The sequence below is a fragment of the Halobacterium sp. CBA1132 genome, assembly GCF_001485535.1.
Taxonomy (GTDB): Archaea; Halobacteriota; Halobacteria; order Halobacteriales; family Halobacteriaceae; genus Halobacterium.
Window position 1 is genome coordinate 1,259,723 of sequence record NZ_BCMZ01000001.1, and the last position, 22,123, is coordinate 1,281,845.

The following is a 22,123-nucleotide window of genomic DNA, read 5'->3' on the forward strand; positions in this document are numbered from 1 at the left end:
GGCTCACTCGGGCGTCTCGGGGTCGTGTTTTCCCTGCTGTTCGAGGATGTCCACGAGTTCGTTCGCGAACTCCACGGTCCGCCGGGGGAGCCCGTAGCGCTCGGTGTCCATGCCGTAGTCGCGGACTTCGGCGACGGTCTCCGGCGTGTGCGGGAGCGTCGTCACGGCCTCGTGGACGTCGACGTCGAGCACGCCGCCGTCGGTGTCCAGCCACGGCTGCTTGCGCTGCTTCTGGTCGTACTCTATCGGGTGCGTGTCGCCGCCCATCGCGGCGACGACGTCGTCGACGGTACCGATTTCGACGCGGTCGTCGCGCGTGTCGGCGACGAGAACGAGCGTGTCGTCCTCGACGACCGGTTCGTAGCGTGTCATGCGTGGACGTTGCCCGCCGCGCGTAATAATCCTGTTGTCGCGGTGACGGGCGTCCGAGCGCGAGGAACCCCGGAACTACTGCTTCACGGCGTCCGGGTCCTCCTCGGCGCCTTCGAGCGGTTCGCTGTCCCAGTACGCGTGGTCCGGGTCCTCGCGGAAGCACGCCGCCTTGCCGTCGCCGTCGTCGACGTCACGCAGGCTCGGCTTCTCCTCGCGGCACGCCTCGCGGGCGACCGGACAGCGCGTGTGGAACCGGCACCCCGATGGCGGGTCCACCGGGTCGGGCACGTCGACTTCGCGCAGCGGCGGCTCGGACTCGTCCATCGCGTCGAGGTCGAGGTTCGGGGTCGCCCACCGCAACACCTCCGTGTAGGGGTGGCGGGGGTCGTGGATGAGCCGCTCCGCCGACGCGATTTCGACGATCTCCCCGAGGTACATCACCGCGATGCGGCCGTCGCCGTGCTCGGCGAAGTACCGCGCGTTCGAGAGGTCGTGGGAGATGAACAGGAACGACGTCTCGAACTCCTCCTGCAGTTCGAGCATCAGGTCCATAATCTCGATGCGCAGCGAGACGTCGACCGCGCTGATGGCCTCGTCGGCGAGAATCGCCTCCGGGTTCATCAGCAGCGCTCGCGCCAGCGCGACGCGCTGCTTCTCGCCGCCCGAGAGCTGGTGGGGGTACCGGTCGAGGAAGTCGTCGGCCGGGGACATTCCCACGCGCTCCAGCAGGGAGACCATCCGAGCGCGGCGCTCACTGCGGTCGCTGTTCGGGTGCGTGTGGCGAAGCGCCTCCGAGAGGATGTTGACGACGCGCTGGTTCGGGTTGAGCGCGCTGCCCGGGTCTTGGTGGATGATCTGGAGGGCCTGCCGAATCTCCTCGTGGGAGATGTCGCCGTTCCCGCGCTTGGCCTCCCAGATGTCCTGCCCGCGGAACTCGATGGAGCCGCCGGTCGGCTCCTGCAGGCCGATCATCGTCTTCCCGAGCGTCGTCTTCCCACAGCCGCTCTCGCCGAGCAGGCAGACGAGGTCCTGTTCCTCGATGTCCAGCGAGACGCCGTCGACGGCGCGCACGGTCCGGGAGTCACCGAGGAACTGCTCGACGACTCCCTGTTCCTCCTCGAAGTGGACTTCCACGTCGTCCAGCGACAGGAGCGCGTCCTCACCGGTCGCGCGACTCTCTCCGGTGTCGCTCGTGGCTTCGATTCCCCCGACGTCGGGGCTGTCTTCCCCGAAGTTCAGCGGAATTTCCTCGCGGGCCTCCTCCCAGTGGTGGCACGCCGACCGGTGCTCGTTCCCGTCGTGGGAGACCAGCGGCGGGTCGTCGGTGCGACACTCGGAGGTCGCGAGCGGACACCGGGGGTGGAATCGACACCCGTCGGGCACGTTCACCGGTGCCGGTCCCTCGCCCTCGATGGGCTGCATCTCGGACAGCGGCGCGTCGAGGTTCGGCGTCGCGTTCAACAACTTCCGCGTGTACGGGTGCCCGGAGTTCTGGATGATGTCGTCTCGCGGGCCGATTTCCGCGAACTGGAACGCGTAGATGATGGCCATGCGGTCGGCCAGCGACGCGACCAGCGGCAGGTCGTGGGTGATGAAGACGATAGACAGGTCGTACTCCTCCTGGAGGTTCTCCAGCAGCGAGAGAATCGACCGCTGCATCAGCAAGTCCAGCGCAGCGGTCGGCTCGTCCATCACCAACACCTCGGGGTCGAGCACCATGCTCAACGCGATGAGTGCGCGCTGCTGCATCCCCCCGGAGAGTTCGTGGGGGTACGCGCCGAGCACGCGGTCGGGTTCGAGGTAGAGGTTCTCCAGCAGTTCGCGAGCGAACTCCAGTCCCTCCGAGACGCTCTTGTCGTGGGCCTTCAGCGTCTCCTCGAAGTGCGCGCCAATCTTCATCGTCGGGTTGAACGACGACATCGCGCCCTGGAACACCATCGACACCTCCTCCCAGCGGAACTGTCGGAGTTCCTCGTCGCTCAACTCGAGGATGTCGACAGTCTCCCCGTCCTCGGGGTGGTAGTGAATCTTCCCGCTGAGCACGCCGGGGTCGGGGATGGCGTCCATGAGCGCGGACGCGAACATCGACTTGCCGCTGCCGCTCTCACCGACGATGCCCAACACCTCGTGGCGGTCGATGCTGACGTTCGCGTCGTCGAGCACGTACGTGTGCCCGTCGTTGAACGTGACGTTCGTGTCTTCGACTTCGATAATCGGGTCGTCGACGCTCTCGTCGGTCGTCGGGTCGCTAAGTGAGTTCTCAGTAGCCATTTACATCAACCCCGTCGAGGAGTCGGTTTCTTCTTCGACTGACTCGGACTCCCCCGAGAAGCGGGTCCGCACCCGGGGGTTGAAGATGCGGTCCATGCCCTGACTCAACAGGAGGAGGCCGAACGCCAGTCCGACGATGGCGGTAATCGGGACGAGTAGCCAGTGAACGGCGTCCATCGTGAACAGGCCACCGCGACTGTACGCGTTGTTCAGTGTGACGCCCCAGTTCTGGCCGCTGTAGGGGAGCACGCCGATGAAGTACAGCCCGACTGACGCGAAGATGGTGTAGCGGGCCGCCTTCACGAAGTTCACCAGCACGTACGGCATGATGTTCGGGAGGATGTCCTTGCGGATGATTCGGAACGTGCTCGTCCCCATCGTGCGCGACGCTTCGACGTAGCTGTTCTCGCGAATCGACAGCACCTGCGAACGGATGGAGCGGCCGAGGCCGGCCCAGTAGTTGATAGTGAGAATCACGCCGAGCAACAGCGGATTCTCCGGACTGAGCGTGATGGCGAGCACGATGACGAGCGGGAGTCCCGGAATCGCCATGAAGAAGTCCGAGATAGCCGTGATGACGGCGTCGACACGCCCGCCCTTGTACCCCGAGACGGTGCCGACGACCACAGCGAGGCTGGTCGCCCAGACGCCGCCGGCAAGCACCATCAGCAAGATGAACGGCGTCGAGTCGATGATGAGCGCCAGCAGGTCGATACCCGACGGCGTCGTTCCGAGCGGGTACTTCAGCGACTGGAACGGCACGAGGAGCCGCTGCGTGGACTGGTTCGGGACGGCGTCCCGCCAGAGCCCGAACACGTCCACGAGCGCCATGAGGACGTAGACGCTCAGGATGGCGGCCCCGACGCGCGTCCGCGTGTCCGACCACGCGACGAGGGCGGGCTCTCGGACCGAGCGCTCGTAGAACTCCGAGAGGCGGTCGCGGAAATCGACTTCCTCGGTCGACTCGTCGGCTCGCCAGTCGAACTCCTCGGACGCGTCGGCGTCAGTAGGCATCGGAATCACCTGCGCTGATGCGTGGGTCGATGAATCCGTACGTCAGGTCCGCGATGAAGACGGCGACGACGAGTGTTACTGTAATCACGAGGAAACACCCCATCATCAGGGGGTAGTCGTTGGCGTTGACCGCCGCAATCAGGTAGTAGCCGAGGCCGGGGTACGAGAAGATTTGTTCGAGGACGACGGTGCCGCCGAGCCGGAACCCGATCTGCAACAGCAGGCCCGTGTACATCGGGAGAATCGCGTTCTTCGCGACGTAGCTAGTCGCGATGCGATTGTCCGAGAGGCCACGGAGCCGGGCCACCTCGACGAACTCCTCGCCGAGCACCTGGATGCTGTTCCCGCGCATGTTGAGCGCCGTCGACCCGATACCGCCGATGGTGAACGCCGCTATCGGGAGTATCGCGTGGTAGAGGACGCTCTGGATGTACGCCAGCGAGAATCCGGGTTGGATGCTGCGTGCGGCCGCGTCCCCCGTCGGGAACCAGTTGAGGTGGAACGACAGGAAGAACAGGCCGACCACGGCGAAGATGTAGTACGGGACCGACATCAGGAAGATGGACGCGCCGGACGTGATCTTGTCGAACCGCGATCCCTCCCAGTACGCCTGCACGGCGCCGATGAGTACGCCGATAACGAACATCAGCACCGTCGACGTCACGACGAGGAAGATAGTCCACGGGAGCGCCCGTGCGACTACCGACGCGACCGGTTCGCCCAGCGATATTGACCGACCGAGGTCGAGTTGGACGACGCCGACCATGTAGTCGAGGTACTGCTGCCATAGCGGTGCGTCCGGTCTGATGTTCTGGAGAATTTGAATGCGCTCGTTGACCTGTTCGGCCGGAATCCCCCGCTGGAGGAGCTGAATCCGTAGCTGCGTGAACGGACCGCCCGGGAGCAAGCGAATCAACCCGAACGTGAGCGTCGCCACTGCGAGGATGGTTGCGGGAATCCTGAGCGTCCGTCTGAGGTAGTAATTCATGTTGATATATGATGGACAGTGAACCGCCGGCGCTTCAACCTTTGTACTGGAGGTCGCCCTCGTGGGGCCACCAGAACTGCGGCCACTTCACCTTGCGGTTGGGGTTGTCGTCGCCGGCGACCGTCCAGTCGTCGCTGGTCGTCCACGACTGCTCGTACTTAGAGACGAGCCCGAGGAACGGAAGCTCGATGTGGTTGTGCCAGGCGGCCCGCTGAACGTACTCTCGGGCGTCCTCGTCGGTGGACTGTCGGGCGATCTGCTCGACTTCGTCCAGCGGCGTAATCGTCATCTCCCCGCCGTCCGGGCCGGGAATCGTCTGCTCGGTCTGCGCGGGGTCGCGGTAGTTGTGACCGCCGCCGATCTCCGACTCCCAGAGCTGGTAGTACAGCGGGAAGTACGGGAACGACGACCGGGACCCACCGGGCAGCCAGTAGAGACTCCCCATCGAGAAGTTGCTGTTCGAGTACTGGTTGAACCAGTCGTTGGTCGGCTTCGTGCTGATGGAGAAGTCGAACCCGAACTGGTTGAGCTGGCTGACGACCGTCTGCGTCATCGTCGTCCAGTCGGTCCAGCCCGCCGGCGAGAAGTAGTCCCCGCCGATGGTGTTGCCGTTCTCGTCCTTCCAGTTGCTGCCCTGTTTGCTGTAGCCGGCGTCTTGGAGGAGCTGGGTGGCTTCCTCGGTCTGACTGTCGCCGGCGCCGTACGTCTCGAAGTCGCTTTTCATGTCGTCCAGCCAGTACTCCTGGTCGCGCGGGGCGATCCCACACGGCGTGTCGGTCACGAACTTCGAGCGCGGGCCCGCGTTCTGGACGATTTGCTCCCGGTTGATGACGTGGGCGACCGCCTGCCGGACCGGCCGCTTGCTGAAGTGCTGGTCGTCGTGGTTGAACACGATGCCGTACCCCCACTTCGCGGGGATGTTCACCTGCTCGACGTTGTCCGGGAACTGGTCGACAATCTCGGGGGGACAGAACAGGCTCGGCGCGCCGTCGACCTCCGACCCCGAGATGAGCGCCTGCTGTTGGGCGGTGTTCCCACCGTAGCTCTCGATGAGGAACTTCTCGAAGTTGATGTTGTCCGCGTTGTAGAACTCGGGGTTGCGTTCGAACTCGAAGGCCTGTCGACCCTTGCTGACGAACGACCACGGACCGCTGGCGACCGGGTCCTCCCACGCCCACCGGAGGAACTCGGAGGCGTCCTTGTCGAGCCACTGCTCGTGGGTCTCGGCCTTCGTGTCCACGAGGAAGTTCGTGAGCTCGAACTTGATGATGCGCGGGTTCGTCGGCCCGGAGAGCACGAGCCGCGCGGTCCGGTCGTCGACGATTTCGTAGCTGTCGAGGTACCCCCACAGCGAACTGCCGGTCTTCTTCGCTAGCTGCAGTTGGACGTCGAGGTCCTCGGTCGTCCAGTCGTCGCCGTTGTCCCACTTCAGGTCCTCGCGGAACGTCAGCGTCACCTCCTGGTCGTCTATCGTGAGGTCGCTGAGCGCCCCGAGGACGAACTCGTTGCTGGTGAACGAGTACTTCAGGAACGGCGCGAACACCGAGCGGCCCGCCGGCCACCGGTAGTTCTGAATCGCGGACGTGTTGAAGTGCAGGTCGTTCGGGTTGCCGGTGTACGCGTTGGTGTACGTCGCGTCGTACACCGTGTCACCGCTCTCGGTCGTTCCGGAGCCGTCCGAGTTGCCGGAGTCGGTCGGGTCCGAACTCCCACTGTCGCCGCCACTACTGCATCCCGCGAGGGCGGCTAAGCCGGACGCCCCCGCGACTGACAGTATTTTTCGACGGCTGACGGTGTGGTCGTATCTGTCGCTTCCATCGTCGGCTGACATAGCGTAGCATCAATTACCGTAATAGGTCATAAATATTGGGGAGAATACCGCCGCCGTTCTCACCATCTACCCGGAACGACCGCGCTTGCAGAACCCGCGTGGTACAGACACATGTGCCTACCGCCGAACCACGCCGCGACCGCGGTGGCGCGACCACTACCATTTTACCGACCGGCCCCGACCCTCCGAGCGAGACGATGAACGAGTACGACGACTGCTGGCTCCGATACGAACGCGTGGCCGACGACGACCGAAGGGCCGCGTATCGACGCCGGTGCAGCCACGCGTACGTCGCCGAGGAATCCCCCGAGTGCAGCGCGGTCCGGGACGAACTCCGTCGCGCACTCCCCTCCCTGCTCGGGCGCGACCCCCACCTCTGGCAGCACCCGCCCGAGACCGCCGACGGCTTCCTCGCGGTCGGCACGCCCGACGACATGGCGATGATTGCCGACACCGTCCCCGCCGAGGACATCGAAACGCTCGCGGACGGCGGGTACCTGCTCCGCTCGGTGACGTACAACGACGCGGACTGTCTCGTCGTCACCGCGCCGACCGACCGCGGACTCGTCTACGGCACCTTCCACCTCCTCCGACTGCTGAGCGCGCACGAGCCAATCGACGACCTCGACGTCCGCGAGGAGCCAGCCCACGAACACCGCCTGCTGAACCAGTGGGACACGCCGTTCCACCGCTCCGTCGAGCGCGGGTACGGCGGCGAGTCCATCTTCGACTTCGAGCGCCTGCCGGACCTCCGCGAGCGCTACGAGGACTACGCGCGCCTGCTGGCGTCCGTCGGCGTCAACGGCATCGTCCTCAACAACGTCAACACGACGAAGCCGCCCCGGGAGAGCGCGAACGAGGCCTTCGACGCCTTCGAGGGGTGGCAGCTCCTCGAATCCCGGCGCCTCGAATCGCTCACGGGACTGGCGTCGACGTTCCGCCGGTACGGGATTCAGACGTACCTCTCCGTGAATTTCGCCGCGCCGATGCTCGTCGGTGACCTCGACACCGCCGACCCCCTTGACGAGGATGTCCGGGAGTGGTGGCGCCGGAAGGCCGACGAAGTGTACGACCTGATTCCGGACTTCGGCGGGTTCCTCGTCAAAGCCGACTCCGAAGGCCAGCCCGGTCCCTACGACTACGACCGCAACCACGTCGACGGCGCGAACGCGATTGCGCAAGCGCTGGAACCCCACGGCGGGCGCGTCTGGTGGCGGGCGTTCGTCTACGGCAGCCACGAGGACCGCGCCGTGCAGGCGTACGACACCTTCGAGCCGCTGGACGGCGAGTTCGCGGACAACGTCACCGTGCAGGTGAAAAACGGCCCCATCGACTTCCAGCCCCGAGAGCCGGCGTCGACGCTGTTCGGTGCGATGCCCGAGACGGACCTCGGTCTCGAACTCCAGATCACCCAAGAGTACACCGGACAGGGCGTCCACGCGACCTACCACCTCCCGCTGTGGACGGAGGTCTTCGACTTCGACACGCACGCCGACGGCCCCGGGACGCCCGTGAGCGAGTTGTTCGGCGGGAGCGGCGAGGGCGTGGTCGGCGTCGGGAACGTCGGCGAGGACTACAACTGGACGGGGCACTATCTCGCGCAGGCGAACCTGTACGCGTTCGGGCGCGCAGCGTGGAACCCCGACGCCGACACGGAGGAAGTGACGCGCGAGTGGGCGCGACAGACGTTCGGCGCCGACGACGATGTCGTAGACACCGTCCTCGAAATCCTGCACGACTCGTGGGCGGCCTGCATCGACTACGAGACCGGCGGACTCGGCCTGCTGCACATGATGCACAACGGCGAGGAGTACCTCGAAAACCACTACTACCCGTCGCCCGAGGAGTGGCCGGGCTACCACGGTATCACCGAGGACGGCGTCGGCGTCGACCGCACCGAGACCGGAAGCGGGTACGCCAGCCAGTACCGCGACCCGGTCGCGGAGCGGTTTGAGTCGGTCGATGACTGCCCCGAGAAGTACCTCCTGTTCTTCCACCACCTGCCGTGGGACCACGAACTCGACGACGGCACGACCGTCGTCCAGCGCCTCTACGACAACTGCTTCGCGGGCGTCGAAGAAGCCCGGCGCCTGCGCGCGCTGTGGCGGGACCTCGAAGGCCGAGTAGACGACCGGCGCTTCCGGCACGTCGCCGAGCGCTTCGACGAGCAGGTCGCGCAGGCCGAGCAGTGGCGCGACGTGCTCACCGAGTATTTCTACGACCACTCGGGCATCCCCGACGAACGGGGCCGCGTCCCCTCCGAGTGACCCAGACACCCCGCACAGCGCGGCCAACGCCGCCGTGACTCGGCTCACCGCTGGCTTTTTGGCGCTCGTCCGCGACGCTGTCAGCATGTCGAAGACATCGACGCTACTCGATCTCGTCTGCGCGCACCGCGGCCAGATGAAGGTCGCACTCGCCGTGCTCATCGCGTGTGGGTTGCTCCTCGGGTTCTCCGTGCTGTTCGTCTCTCCCGGCGACGACGCGTGGCCCATCCTCGTCATCGACGCCGTGCTCGTCGTCGGCGGCATCGTCTTCTTCACGGGGACGTACTGGTACTGCACGAAGCGGTCAATGAGCGAGTCGGCTTAGGCGTCAGTGAGGAACGCAGCGGTCTCCGCTGCGAGGTCTCGAACGTCCTCGTTCTCGTCGGTGTCTGCGAGCGTCCGCAGTTTCGGGACGGCGCTCACGTCCCCGAGGCGCCCGATAGCACCGACTGCTCGCGCACGCACAGACGGGTTGTCGTGGTCGAGGCAGTCACGCAGTCGGTCGCTGACGGGCGCGACGGCCGCGGGGTTCTCGGCGGCTAGCTCTCCGAGCGCGTCGATGGCGGGTCCAGTGACACTCGGGTTTTCGTCGTCCAGCAGCGCCGCGAGCGCGTCGACCGCGTCGAGCGCCGATTCCGGTGTCTCCTCGGTGACGGCGACGACGACGTTGGCGAGCGTCTGCCGGGCGGAGACGCGCCGCTCGCGCTCCTCGCGTTCGTGTTCGGCAATCGTCTCCCGAGTCCCGGGGTGTTCGACGAACTCGCTGACGTCTGCCGATTCGTCGCTGGGTTCGGTCGCACGGACGTTGTCGGCGATGGTCGGTGCGTACCCTGCGACGAGGCCTGTGCGTTCGACGACGAGGTTTCCGAGGACCATCGCCGCGGTCAACTGGACGTCGACGATGTCGCTGCCGGTCGCGGCGACGAGCGCGTCGAGGCGGCCGTCGAGAGCGTCGGGGTCCGCGGCCGCGACGGCCTTCAGCGTCGAGATTGCGGTCAGCCCGATTGCGGCGTTGTCGTCGTCGGGCAGCGACGCGATGTCGTCGAGCAGCGGACGCACGGCGTCGACGTCGTCTTCGGCGAGCGATTCGCAGGCGTCGACGCCGCGCTGACGGACGAGCGGGTTCGTGGACGCGAGCGCCGCTCGCACCTCCGCGACGTCAACGTCGTCGGCCGAGACCGAGGTCGGGTCAGTCCCGGCTAGGGGGTCTGAGGAGTTCGTGGCCATAGCCGAAGGATGTGCGTCGCGGGGTAAATACGTGGGGGTCGGGGGGACGGCGTGTGCGGGACGAGTGCCAGCGAGTGGCACATCCAAAGTTTTACTATCAGGTTGTGGAATATACGGACGCAAATGGTCGATTACGCGAAGCTCCGCGACCCGAACGCGGAGTACACCATGCGGGACCTCTCCGCAGAGACGATGGGCATCTCCAACGAGCGCGGCGGCGTCCGCGACGCGGAGATTACGGACGTACAGACGACGATGGTCGACGGCAACTACCCGTGGATTCTCGTCCGCGTCTACACGGACGCGGGCGTCGTCGGCACCGGTGAATCCTACTGGGGCGGCGGCGACACCGCCATCATCGAGCGGATGAAGCCGTTCCTCGTCGGGGAGAACCCCCTCGACATCGACCGGCTCTACGAGCACCTCGTCCAGAAGATGAGCGGCGAGGGCTCCATCTCCGGGAAAGTCATCTCCGCCATCTCCGGCATCGAAATCGCGCTCCACGACGCCGCCGGGAAGCTCCTCGACGTCCCCGCCTACCAGCTCGTCGGCGGGAAGTACCGCGACGAGGTCCGGGTCTACTGTGACCTCCACACGGAGAACGAGGCGGACCCGCAGGCCTGTGCCGACGAGGCCGAGCGCGTCGTCGAGAACCTCGGCTACGACGCCATCAAGTTCGACCTCGACGTGCCCTCCGGCCACGAGAAGGACCGCGCGAACCGCCACCTCCGCAACCCCGAAATCGACCACAAGGTCGACATCGTGGAGGCGACCACCGAGCGCGTCGGCGACAAGGCCGACGTGGCCTTCGACTGCCACTGGTCGTTCACTGGTGGGTCGGCGAAGCGCCTCGCAAGCGAACTCGAAGAGTACGACGTGTGGTGGCTCGAAGACCCCGTTCCCCCAGAGAACCACGAAGTACAGGAGGAAGTCACGAAGTCCACGACGACGCCCATCGCGGTCGGCGAGAACGTCTACCGGAAGCACGGCCAGCGGACGCTGCTGGAGCCCCAGGCCGTCGACATCGTCGCGCCCGACCTGCCCCGCGTCGGCGGGATGCGCGAGACCCGCAAAATCGCGGACCTCGCGGACATGTACTACATCCCCGTGGCGATGCACAACGTCTCCTCGCCCATCGGGACGATGGCGAGCGCGCACGTCGGCGCCGCCATCCCGAACTCGCTGGCGCTGGAGTACCACTCCTACGAACTCGGCTGGTGGGAGGACCTGGTCGAGCAGGACGGCCTCATCGAGGAGGGCCGCATGGAGATTCCCGAGGAACCCGGCCTCGGTCTGACCCTCAACTTCGACGCCATCGAGGAGCACATGGTCGAAGGCGAGACCCTGTTCGACGAGGCGTAGTGCAACAGAGCTCGGTCAATTCCGGGGCGTAACGCCCCACTCGCCCGACACTAACCCTTTGGCTCGCGTCTCCCGGCCCGCGTGCCGGGCGTCGCCACGCGCTACTTCTCCGACGCTTCGCCGCACAACCGAGTATTATGAGTGGGTTTGTCCGCAGGGCGGCGATACTCTTTTAACTACATCGGTGTATCAACGAGTATGCGGTATTACCGACTCCCTAGTAGAGAGCGGGGAACGGACTCCGAGTCCCTCGTCGTCGTCGACGGGGAAGACGACGCCTACGACCTGACGACGGCGTCTGACGACCTCGGGTCGTTCACCGAGCTAGCCCGCGCGGCGAACGCCAGCGACCGAACCGTCGACGCCATCGCCCGCGACCGGATTCAGGACGCCGAACGCTGCGAACTTGACCGCGCGGAGCGCGACGCGCTCCTCCCGGTCGTCCCCGACGAAGTGTGGGCGGCGGGCGTCACGTACAGCATCAGCGAGGAGGCCCGGAAAGCCGAGAGCGGGAAGCCGGAGGTCTACATCGACGTCTACGACAGCGACCGTCCGGAGCTGTTCCTGAAGGCGACACCATCCCGGACCGTCGGGCCGAACGACGCCATCGGCGTGCGCGGCGACTCCGAGTGGAACGTCCCCGAACCCGAACTCGGCGTCGTCCTGCACCACGAGGAGGTCGTCGGCTACACCGTCGGCAACGACGTGTCCAGCCGCGACATCGAGGGCGAGAACCCCCTGTACCTCCCGCAAGCGAAGGTGTACGACAAGTGTTGTTCGCTCGGCCCCTGCGTCGCGACCGGCGGCGTCGTCGAAGACCCCCACGACCTCGGCATGTCGCTGACAATCGAGCGCGACGGCGAAGTGGTCTTCGAGGACGAGACGACGACCGCGGAGATGGCGACGACCTGCGAGACGCTCGTGAAGTACCTCCGCCGGCACAACGACCTCCCGGAAACGGTGGTGTTGCTCACGGGCACCGCACTCGTCCCCCCGGACACGTTCTCGCTCGACGAGGGTGACGAAGTGACTATCGACATCGACCACATCGGCGAACTCGTCAACGACACGGTTGTCGTCTGAGCGCGGCGAGCGGCAGTGCAGTGTGACCGGCGGAAAGACGGCCAACAGAAGATTTCGGCGCTGCCTGTGGCGCCAGCGAAGACGACTGGACGCTCCTATTCTGCGTTTCCGACGTCCGTCTCCGTGAAGTACGTCCGTCCGCCTTCAGGGACTTCCTTCGTGTCGGTTACCTCGAAGGCCGCCGTCGAGACGACGTCCGCGGCGGAGTGGCCGACGCGGAACTCGTAGGGACCTTCCTCGACGGCGAGGTTCATGTCGCGGTCGTGGTACGCCAACTGGGAGGCGTCGATTTCGAACGTGACGCGCTTGGCTTCGCCCGCGTCGAGAGAGACGCGCTCGAACCCGACGAGTTCCTGAACCGGCCGGGCTTGGTCGGGGTTCTGGGCGCTGGCGTACAACTGCACGACGTCGTGGCCCGCGGTGTCACCCGTGTTCTCGACGGTGGCCTCGGCCGTAATCGTGCCCGCGGCCGGAAGTTCGTCCGTGGACAGCGATAGGTCACCGTACTCGAAGTCGGTGTAGCTGAGGCCGTGGCCGAACGGGAACAGCGGGTCGCTCTCCGTGTAGACGTACTCCTCGTTGGCGGTGTTGGGCTTCCGGCTGTAGTGGACCGGGAGCTGGCCGACCGACCGCGGAATCGACACGGGGAGGTGGCCGCCGGGGTTGTGCTCGCCGAACAGCACCTCGGCGACGCCTTCGCCGCCGCGCTCGCCGGGGAGCCACGCCTGCAGGACGGCGGGCACCGACTCCGCGATGGACTCGATGGAGTGGGGTTTGCCGCTGACGACGACCGTCACGACGGGCGTGCCGGTCTCCTCGACGCGCTCGACGAGGGCGCGCTGGACGCCGGGGAGACTCAGGTCGACGACGTCACAGCCCTCGCCGCTGGTGGCGACGCTGGGCATGTTGACGCGCTCGCGGTCGGAGTCCGAGAAGTCGACGGCCGAGCGGGCGCCGACGAACGCGAGCGCCACGTCCGCGTCCTCGGCCGCGTCGGCGGCCGCGTCGAAGTCGTCCGTGTCGGGGCCGGTCGTCGTACAGCCCTGCTCGTAGTGGACGTCGAAGCCGTACTCGTCAGCGCGCGCCTGCACGGCGTCGAGGGGAGTCGTCGCGTCGAGTTCGACCTCCTCCTCGGGGTAGTGAGCGGGGTACGCGTAGTCGCCCATGAGCTCTTGGGCGTCGTCGGCCTTCGGCCCGAGGACCGCCACGGTGTCGGTGTCTTCGCCGACCAGCGGGAGCAGGTCGTCCTCGTTCTTCAGCAGCGTCATCGACTCGCGGGCGGCGCGCGTCGTGAGGTCGCGCGCCTCCTCGGTGCCGAACGGCTCGTCGGCCGCGTCGGCGTCCACAGTCGGGTCGTCGAGGACGCCCTTCTCGGCTTTCGCGCGGAGCACGCGGCGGACCGCGCGGTCGAGGGTCGCCTCCGAGAGCTCCCCGGCTTCGACGGCGTCCGCGAGGTGGCTGCCGTAGCAGTCCGTGTACGGGAGTTCAACGTCGATACCGGCCTCGACGGCGGCGACACCGGCTTCGCGCTCGTCGGCGGCGACGCCGTGCTCGCTGCGGAGGAACTCGACGCTGTAGTAGTCCGAGACGACGGTGCCGTCGAAGCCCCACTCGCCGCGCAGCACGTCCGTCAGCAGCCACTCGTCGCTGGCGCACGGGACGCCGTCGATGTCGTGGTAGGCGTTCATCACGGACTCCGCGTCGGCCGTCCGGATAGCCGCTTCGAACGGGAACAGGTGCGTCTCACGGAGTTCCCGGCGCCCGATATTGACGGAGCTACGGTTCTTCCCGCCCTCGCCGGCGCCGTGGCCGGCGAAGTGTTTGAGCGTCGCCGTGATGCCGTCACCGTCGCCCTGTAGGCCGTCCACGTAGCCACAAGCCATCGCGGCGACTAGGTACGGGTCCTCGCCGAACGTCTCCTCGACGCGCCCCCAGCGGAGGTCGCGGGCGATGTCCAGCACCGGCGAGAGCGCGTGGACGGTGCCGATAGCTTCCAGTTGGTCGCGGATGGTGTCCGTGACCGTCTCCAGCAGGTCCGGCGACCACGTGCTCGCCATCCCAATCATCTGCGGGAACGTCGTGGCTTCCGGGCCCATGTAGCCGCTCAGGCACTCCTCGTGGGGGATTGCGGGGACACCGAGTCGCGTCTCCTCGCGGAGGTACTCTTGGAGTTCGTTCGTGCGCTCGGCTGCTTCTCGGGGCGAGAGGCTTCCCTCGCCGCCGATGCGGGTGAGGTGGCCGATGCCGTTCGAGAGGTGGTCGTCGACGGCCGCCTCGTCGAGCGTGCCGTCCTCGTTCAGGAGTTGCTCGGCGTTCACGGAGCCGAGTTGCGCTGCCTTCTCCTCGACGGTCATCTCCTCGAGGAGGTCGTCTACGCGTCGGTCGGTCGGCGTCTCGGCGACACCGGCGTCTGGACCAGTTCGCATCAACGTGGCCGTCGTCGTCCCCGGTATTAATAATTCGGATGTGCGAACCCGTGACGCACCAGACGAGCGCGGCGAATAGTTCTGAATGACAGAACAATATTCGAACCGGGGAAAATCAGATGTTCGGTGAAAACCCAAAATAGTCGCTGCTAACGGCCTATCGGTGCGTTTCGGCGCGGTTTCCATCAGATTCCACCCACGATCTAGTTCTGTTATACAGAACGAGATTCGGGCGTCGTGGGCCGACTCGAACTCCCGGTTTCGTCGAGATACGAGAGTTTCTGCTGCGCCGGCGAGCCACGAAATCCGTGTCGGGACGCGAGAGCGCCAGCGACGGACTATCACGGTTCTGTCAGCGCTCCGCCTCCGCTTCGAGCGGCCGCGACTACTCCGTCGTGTTCGGGCGACGAACCGCCGAACACGATTCGCCATCACAGAACGTGATTATCGAGATGGTGGGTTTCAGGCCCTCTATCGCCATCTCAGCAATTATTAAATAGGGCCGGTGACAGGTACGTGTATGGACACCGACGCCGACGTGCCGACGTACGAGCGCGCCGACGCGCCGACCGAGAGACGCGTAGACGACCTCCTCGACCGGATGACCGTCGCCGAGAAAGCGGGACAGGCGGCGGGCACGTGGGCGGGCTACCTGCGCGACGGCCACGACCTCGACGACGTGAAGCGCGCCATCGACGACCACCACCTCGGGTTCGCGGCGCCGTTCGGCTGGGGCGGCGCGCTGGCGACCGACCCCGAAGACGTCGCCGCGGCCGTCGAGGAACTGCAGACGCACGCACGAACGGAGACGCGACTCGGCATCCCGCTGCTGTTCAGCGTCGACGCCGTCCACGGCAACGCGTACGTCTCCGGCGCAACCGTCTTCCCGAACGGACTCGGGGCGGCGGCGACGTGGGACCCCGAGGGCGTCGAGGACGCCGCGGCAGTCACCGCCAAAGAAGTACGCGCGACCGGTGCGCACCAGAACTACGGGCCGACAGTCGACGTCGGCCGCGAACCGCGCTGGGGCCGCGTCTTCGAGACGTTCGGGGAGAGCCCGCACCTCGTCGCGGAACTCGCGGCTGCGAAGGTGCGCGGCTATCGGGGCGACGGCCTCGACGACCCCGACGGCGTGGTCGCAACGGCGAAGCATTTCCCCGCGTACAGCGAACCCGAGCGCGGTGAGGACGCCTCGCCCGTCGACATCTCCGAGTACAAGCTCCGGAACACGTTCCTCCCGCCGCTGGAGCGCGCGCTCGACGCCGGCGTGGACTCCGTCATGCCGTCGTACAACTCCATCAACGGCGAGCCGTCACACGGCTCCGAGGCGCTGCTGGGCGGCCTGCTGCGGGAGGACCTCGGGTTCGAGGGACACGTGGTCTCCGACTGGAACGGGATTCGCCACCTCCACGAGGACCACCACACCGCCCGCGACCACGCCGACGGCGTGCGACAGGCTCGGGAGGCGGGCGTCGACGTGGCGTCTGTCGGTCACGTCCCGCACGCCGAACGCGTCGTCGAACTCGTAGAGGCCGGCGACCTCGACGAGGCCACGCTCGACGAGAGCGTCCGCCGCGTGCTCCGCCTGAAGTTCGAACTGGGGCTGTTCGAGGAGTCGCCGAGCGAGGCGGTGGACGCCGAGACGGCGGCCGAGACGCTCGGTGCGCCGGCGCACCGCGAGCAGGCACTGGACGCGGCCCGCGACAGCATGACGCTCCTGCAGAACGACGGCGTGCTGCCGCTGTCGGGCGACGAGGACGTGTTCGTCGGCGGGCCGAACGCCGACAACATGGTTCACCAACTCGGCGGGTGGAGCGTCAGCAGCGACGACGGACTTCCGGGCGCGACGATTCGCGAGGGCGTCGAGGACGCGACGAGCGGCGACGTGTCGTACGCGCAGGGGACGACGCTCAACGAGACGGAGGACATCGACGCCGCGGTCGAGCGCGCTGTGGAGGCGGACGTCGCGGTGCTGGCGGTGGGCGAGGGCTGGTACCTCCACGAGTTCGGGCCGAGCGAGAACGCCGGCTCGGAGACGGGCGAGTGGCCGACCCGCAGCGACCTCGGGCTGGCGGACGCCCAGGAGGAACTCGTGCGTCGGGTTCACGAGACCGGGACGCCCGTCGTCGGGGTGTTGGTGACCGGCCGGCCACTGGCCGTCGACTGGATGGCCGACAGCCTCCCCGCGCTCTTGCTGGCGTACTTCCCGGGAACAGAGGGCGGAACGGCTGTCGCAGAGACGCTGTTCGGCGAGAACGACCCGAGCGGCCGACTCCCGATAACCGTGCCGCGCTCGGAAGGCGACCTGCCACAACACCACGACTATCTCGCCCACCCGACGCCCATCGGCGACGACGAACACCCCGACTCCTACGACCCGCTGTTCGAGTTCGGGCACGGCCTCAGCTACACCGACTTCGAGTACGGAAACGTGTCGGCGGCGTTCGAGCGCGGGGACGAGACAGTGGACGGCGGCGCGGCCGCTGGCGCGGTGCAGGTGACAGTACCTGTGGCGAACGTCGGCGACCGCGAGGGGACCGAGACCGTGCAGGTGTACGCGCGCCAGCGCCACGCTTCGCGCGTCCGTCCGGTGCGCGAACTCGTCGGGTTCGACCGCGTGACGCTCGCTGCCGGCGAGCGAACGACCGTCGAAATCGAGGTCCCCGTCGACCGCCTCGGGTTCTACAAGCCCCGCGAGGGCCACGTCACCGAACCCGAGGAGTACCGTATCGAGGTCGGCGACGAGGCTGTCAGCGTCACCGTTCCGGACGCCGAGTGAGGCCCGTTCGCGGCGGGGGCCGTAGCCCGGGCGCCAGCGATTTGGGATTACACCAGTAGCTTTGTAATCCCCGAGCGAATACACGGAAGTATGACAGAGTCGTCACGGCCCAACAGCAAGGTCGCACGCGTCATCGAGGCGTACGATATCGGCGGCATGGGGGAGCAACTGGAAGTCGCGTGGACGGGCGAACACGGCGAGCGGACGAGCCTGCGGGACCTCGCCGACGAGTTCAACCGCGCGGTACTGGACGAGGCCATCCGGCGTTCGGACGGCGCAGTCCCCGAGACGGACGTACAGAGCGCCTACCAGACGCTCACGGGGGACGACGTCTCCAGCGCCGACCGCATGCGCAAACAGCGCGAACTCGAAGCCATGGGTGTTGACGTCGACGACGTCCAGTCGGACTTCGTCACGCACCAAGCGGTCCACACGTACCTCACCGAGTACCGCGAAGCCGAACTCCCCGACCAGTCCGGCGACCCCGACCAGAAGGCCGACGTTATCGAGCGTCTGCAGGGCCGGACGACGGCGGTCACGGAATCCACCATCGAGAGTCTGACGGGCAGCGGCGACCTCAGCGACCACGACTACGACGTCATCGTCGACGTGCGCGTCATCTGCGGGGACTGCGGCACGGGCTACGCGGCCGGAGAGCTACTCCGGCAGGGCGGCTGTGACTGCGACGCCCCGGAACGTGACAACACTTAAGCCTCCGGCGGGGTTTGAGTGTCGTAATGGCATCAAATCAGTCAGTCGAACGTGACGTGCGTGTTCACGCTCGCAACGTCGGCGGCATCGACGAGGCGGAGGTTTCGCTGCCGCCCGGAGTGACCGTGCTCACCGGCCGGAACGCCACCAACCGAACGTCGTTCCTGCAGGCGATTATGGCGGGCCTCGGCAGCGAACGCGCGACGCTGAAAGGCGACACCGAAGAGGGCGAAGTCGAACTCCACGTCGGCGACGAGACGTACACTCGGACGCTCACTCGCAGCGGCGACACCGTTGTCTACGGCGGCGACCCGTACCTCGACGACCCCACTGTCGCCGACCAGTTCGCGTTCCTCCTGGAGAACACGGAAGTCCGGCGCGCAGTCGCTCGGGGCGACGACCTCCGCGAAATCATCATGGACCCCGTCGACACCGACGAAATCGAAGCCGAGATTCGGGACCTCGAGAACGAGAAGCGCGACCTCGACGACGAGATTCAGGAGTTAGAGCGCATCGAGAACGAACTGCCGGAGTTGGAGGCCGAGAAGCAGCGCCTCGAATCCGATCTCGAGGACGCCCGCGAGGAACTCGCGGAGGTCGAAGCGGAGATCGAGGAGAAGGATGTCAGCCTCGAACAGAGCCGTTCGCAGAAGGAAGCCATCGAGGACGCCTTCGAGACGCTTCGGGAGGCCCAATCCGACCTCGAAGACGTCGAGTTCGAACTCGAGACGGAGCGACAGACCCTCGAAGACCTCCAAAACGAACGCGACGAACTCGAAGCCGACCTCGAAGACGTCGACGAGCACGACGAGAACCCCGACCGCCTCGCCGGCCGCATCGACGAACTCCGCGAGCGCAAGCGCGCGCTCGACGACACCATCAGCCAACTCGGCAGCGTCATCAGTTTCAACGAGGAGATGCTCGACGGCGAAGGCCTGGACCTCGACGAGCTCGGTGACGACGCGGACGGCGACAGCGACCCCACCCAACAGCTGCTGGGCGACACGGAGAACGTCGTCTGCTGGACGTGTGGCTCGGAGGTCGAACGGGACCACATCGAGGGGACCGTCGACCACCTCCGGGAGCTGCGCGCGGAGAAACTCGACGAGCGAAGCGACATCGACGCCGAAATCGACGACCTCTCGGCGACGCGCTCGGAGATTCAACAGTCCCAGCGCGAGCGCGAACGCACCGAGCGACGCCTCTCGGAGGTCGAGAACGAAATCGAGTCCACCGAGCGACGCATCGAGTCCCTCGAAGACTCCCTGGAGGAACAACGCGAGGAAGTCGAGCGCCTCGAAGCGGAGACCGAGGACGCGGGCACGGACGGCGACTACGACGAGGTGCTGGACCTCCACCGCGAGTCCAACGGAATCGAGTTGCGCATCGAGCGCACGGAGAGCGACCTCGAAGACGTCGAGGCCGAAATTGCGGAGTGCGAGGAGACGCTCGGCGAGCGCGACGAACTGGTCGCTCGGCGCGAGGACATCGAGGACGAACTCACCGACCTGCGGACGAAAGTCGACCGCATCGAGAGCGAGGCCGTCGAGGAGTTCAACGACCACATGGAATCCGTGCTCGCGGTGCTGGAGTACGACAACATCGAACGCATCTGGGTGGAGCGCCGCGAGCGCGAGGTCCGCGAGGGCCGCCGGAAGGTCGAGCAGACGACGTTCGACCTCCACGTCATCCGCGCCACCGACGACGGCGCGTCCTACCGGGACACCATCGACCACCTCTCGGAGAGCGAGCGCGAAGTGACCGGACTGGTGTTCGCGCTGGCTGGCTACCTCGTCCACGAGGTGTACGAGGACGTCCCGTTCATGGTGCTGGACTCCCTGGAAGCCATCGACTCCGACCGCATCGCGCGCGTCGTGGACTACTTCAGCGACTACGCCGACCACCTCACCGTCGCCCTCCTCCCCGAGGACGCCCAAGCGCTCTCCGAGGACTACACCTACGTCGAGCAAATCGACTGAGCGCCCCGGCACCATCCGTATTTGCGGCGGATTCGATTCGTCGTTCTCGCTCGAAACGGGAACGAACGCTCGAATATCCAGTGTTAAATAGAACTGATACGTTGTCGTTTTAGTCTGTTCTGTTATGTGGTGTTTTGGTTTCGATACCACTCGACGCATCGGTAGTCGCTCGTGACCGCGACCCGAAGATGTGGTTTGGGTAGAGAGCGCCTAACTTCAGCGTGTATCGAACTCTACGTCTCTGTCGTTGGTTCGTCCCCGCGCAACTAAGTTATTTGGGGCTTCTAGAACGACACAATACGGCTATTTTCGTTAACAGTCGAAATAACGCGCTAACGAACCTATACAAGCGTTTTCTTCGATACGTTTCCAGAAATCCCACGGTCGAGAAGCCGTCGTCGAGGTCCGGAGACTCGAATAGCTAATCGACTGATGGAACCAGATCACTCGGAAAATTATAGTGTTTTTGAATTTGGTTCGTCTGCGTCACGTAAACTGTTCGTCGGGCCACGCGACCAACGCCAGCGCCATCGACACGGACCCCGCGACGATGGCGACGCCGACCCACACGAGTATCTGTCGCGTGACGCCGGGCGCGGTGGCTGCGAGGTCGACGAACACGCGAACGTCGAACACCACGACGAGGAGCGCGCCCACGACGTCGAACACGAGATCGTACGCGGTGTCTTTCCAGCCGTAGTACACGAGGACGGGTTCGACGTCGTAGCGCTCGCCGACGGCGCGCGCGACGAGCTCGCCGAGTTCCCAGCAGACGCCGGCAGCGACCGTGAAACCGACGGCGGCAACGGCGACGACGCTGGTGGACGCGGCGTCGCCGACAGCGACCAGCAGGCCGGCGTACACGAGCGCGGTGAACAGTGCCGCGGAGAGCGCGTGCGTCAGGTGGTCCCACCACCAGACCGACTCGTAGGGGCCGAGCATCCCGATAGCGTGGAGGAGGCCAGCGACCGCCGTCCAGAACGCGAGTTCCGGCGCGACGAACCCGCGCTGGCCGAACGCGAACCCGGTCGCGGCAGCGACGGCGACGGCGCCGACGACCAGCGAGGCCCCAGCGTTGACTGCTGCTGCGGCGTTCCCGCGGCGAACAGCGAGCGCGAGGACGAACGCGATGGCCGCCAGCAGCACGGCGAGGGCCGCGGTTGCGACGGCGTTCATGCGTTTCCGAACATCGTGCCGGAAGATGGCGGCAATCCGGTATGACTCTTCGGGAAAAACGAGGCCGCGCCGGATCGTCACGTGACGAGCGGTCGGACGCGACCCAGTAGATAGCCGACTGCGGGTGTGTCGCGGTTCAGTTGACGTCGACGATTTCGACGTCGAACGCCAGTTTCTCGCCCGCAAGTTCGTGGTTGAAGTCCACGCGAATCTCCTCGTCGCCGGCGTGGACGACTTCGCCGACCTGCCCGTTCTGGGCTTCCAGATACTCGCCGACGTCGGGCGTCTGCCCGCCGAGCATCTCGCTCAGTTCCGCCGTCTCGAAGGACTGGACTTCCTCCTCGCTCCACTCGCCGTACCCCTTCTCCGGCGGGACTTCGATGGTCGTCGACTCGCCCTGCTCCAGACCGAGCAGGCCCTCCTCCATGCCCTCGATGACCTGTTGTGCGCCGACGTCGATTGTCAGGGGCGCGTACTCGCGCTCGCCCTCGGGGTCGGTCAGCCCAGCGTCCTCGGCGACGGCTTCACGCGACGTGTCGAAGACGGTGCCGTCGTCCGTTCGGCCGGTGTACTCCAGTGTCACAGAATCGCCGGTAGCGATTGTCATACGCGAAGTAGCAGCGACGGCCGGAAAACC

Annotated in this window: 16 protein-coding genes; 7 read left to right on the forward strand and 9 right to left on the reverse strand. The window is 66.2% G+C overall.

Annotated elements, in window-relative coordinates:
- Positions 1-3: 3 nt before the first annotated feature.
- From AVZ66_RS06585 to AVZ66_RS06605, 5 genes are all read right to left on the reverse strand, one after another.
- Entirely contained in the window at positions 4-372 is a 369-nt protein-coding gene (locus AVZ66_RS06585; protein ID WP_058982983.1) for a hypothetical protein, read from the reverse strand.
- A gap of 75 nt (positions 373-447) precedes the next feature.
- Positions 448-2,643, reverse strand: a complete 2,196-nt coding sequence (locus AVZ66_RS06590; protein WP_058982985.1) for an ABC transporter ATP-binding protein — start codon at positions 2,641-2,643, stop codon at positions 448-450.
- Positions 2,644-3,657, reverse strand: a complete 1,014-nt coding sequence (locus AVZ66_RS06595) for an ABC transporter permease (protein ID WP_197407730.1) — start codon at positions 3,655-3,657, stop codon at positions 2,644-2,646.
- Entirely contained in the window at positions 3,647-4,645 is a 999-nt protein-coding gene (locus AVZ66_RS06600) for an ABC transporter permease (RefSeq protein WP_058982989.1), read from the reverse strand. Before AVZ66_RS06600 ends, AVZ66_RS06595 begins: the two co-directional genes overlap by 11 nt.
- Before the next feature lie 34 nt (positions 4,646-4,679).
- Positions 4,680-6,476: an ABC transporter substrate-binding protein gene (locus AVZ66_RS06605; protein ID WP_082678793.1), complete on the reverse strand. Its 1,797-nt coding sequence runs from the start codon at positions 6,474-6,476 to the stop codon at positions 4,680-4,682.
- A gap of 197 nt (positions 6,477-6,673) precedes the next feature.
- On the opposite strand from AVZ66_RS06605, the gene AVZ66_RS06610 reads away from it, so the two are divergent.
- Complete coding sequence (locus AVZ66_RS06610; protein WP_058982991.1) at positions 6,674-8,743, forward strand: alpha-glucuronidase family glycosyl hydrolase; 2,070 nt, start codon at positions 6,674-6,676, stop codon at positions 8,741-8,743.
- Between the two features lie 85 nt (positions 8,744-8,828).
- Complete coding sequence (locus AVZ66_RS06615) at positions 8,829-9,068, forward strand: hypothetical protein (RefSeq protein WP_082678794.1); 240 nt, start codon at positions 8,829-8,831, stop codon at positions 9,066-9,068.
- On the opposite strand, the gene AVZ66_RS06620 is transcribed toward AVZ66_RS06615, so the two are convergent.
- Positions 9,065-9,970: a HEAT repeat domain-containing protein gene (locus AVZ66_RS06620; protein WP_058982993.1), complete on the reverse strand. Its 906-nt coding sequence runs from the start codon at positions 9,968-9,970 to the stop codon at positions 9,065-9,067. The genes AVZ66_RS06615 and AVZ66_RS06620 overlap by 4 nt on opposite strands.
- 123 nt (positions 9,971-10,093) lie before the next feature.
- Between AVZ66_RS06620 and AVZ66_RS06625 the strand changes: the two genes are divergently transcribed.
- Positions 10,094-11,332 carry a mandelate racemase/muconate lactonizing enzyme family protein gene (locus tag AVZ66_RS06625; protein ID WP_058982995.1) on the forward strand — a complete coding sequence of 413 codons (1,239 nt, stop codon included), beginning with the start codon at positions 10,094-10,096 and terminating at the stop codon, positions 11,330-11,332.
- Positions 11,333-11,530: 198 nt separating this feature from the next.
- Positions 11,531-12,415, forward strand: a complete 885-nt coding sequence (locus AVZ66_RS06630; RefSeq protein ID WP_058982998.1) for a fumarylacetoacetate hydrolase family protein — start codon at positions 11,531-11,533, stop codon at positions 12,413-12,415.
- 95 nt (positions 12,416-12,510) lie between these two features.
- Here the strand turns inward: AVZ66_RS06630 and AVZ66_RS06635 are convergent, their stop codons facing one another.
- The gene (locus AVZ66_RS06635; protein ID WP_058984662.1) at positions 12,511-14,769 is read right to left on the reverse strand and encodes a beta-glucosidase; all 2,259 of its coding nucleotides are present in this window, start codon (positions 14,767-14,769) and stop codon (positions 12,511-12,513) included.
- Positions 14,770-15,361: 592 nt separating this feature from the next.
- Between AVZ66_RS06635 and AVZ66_RS06640 the strand changes: the two genes are divergently transcribed.
- The 3 genes from AVZ66_RS06640 (at position 15,362) to AVZ66_RS06650 (ending at position 20,310) form a co-directional block, all read left to right on the forward strand.
- Positions 15,362-17,620 (forward strand): glycoside hydrolase family 3 N-terminal domain-containing protein, encoded by a 2,259-nt coding sequence (locus AVZ66_RS06640; RefSeq protein WP_197407731.1) that lies wholly within the window; start codon positions 15,362-15,364, stop codon positions 17,618-17,620.
- A gap of 90 nt (positions 17,621-17,710) precedes the next feature.
- Positions 17,711-18,331: a rod-determining factor RdfA gene (rdfA, locus tag AVZ66_RS06645; protein ID WP_058982999.1), complete on the forward strand. Its 621-nt coding sequence runs from the start codon at positions 17,711-17,713 to the stop codon at positions 18,329-18,331.
- 26 nt (positions 18,332-18,357) lie between these two features.
- Positions 18,358-20,310, forward strand: coding sequence for an archaea-specific SMC-related protein (locus tag AVZ66_RS06650; RefSeq protein WP_058983000.1), 1,953 nt, complete (start codon positions 18,358-18,360; stop codon positions 20,308-20,310).
- 486 nt (positions 20,311-20,796) lie between these two features.
- Here the strand turns inward: AVZ66_RS06650 and AVZ66_RS06655 are convergent, their stop codons facing one another.
- Positions 20,797-21,486, reverse strand: coding sequence for a hypothetical protein (locus tag AVZ66_RS06655; protein WP_058983001.1), 690 nt, complete (start codon positions 21,484-21,486; stop codon positions 20,797-20,799).
- A 136-nt stretch (positions 21,487-21,622) separates the two neighbouring features.
- Complete coding sequence (locus AVZ66_RS06660) at positions 21,623-22,093, reverse strand: peptidylprolyl isomerase (protein WP_082678795.1); 471 nt, start codon at positions 22,091-22,093, stop codon at positions 21,623-21,625.
- Positions 22,094-22,123: the final 30 nt, after the last annotated feature.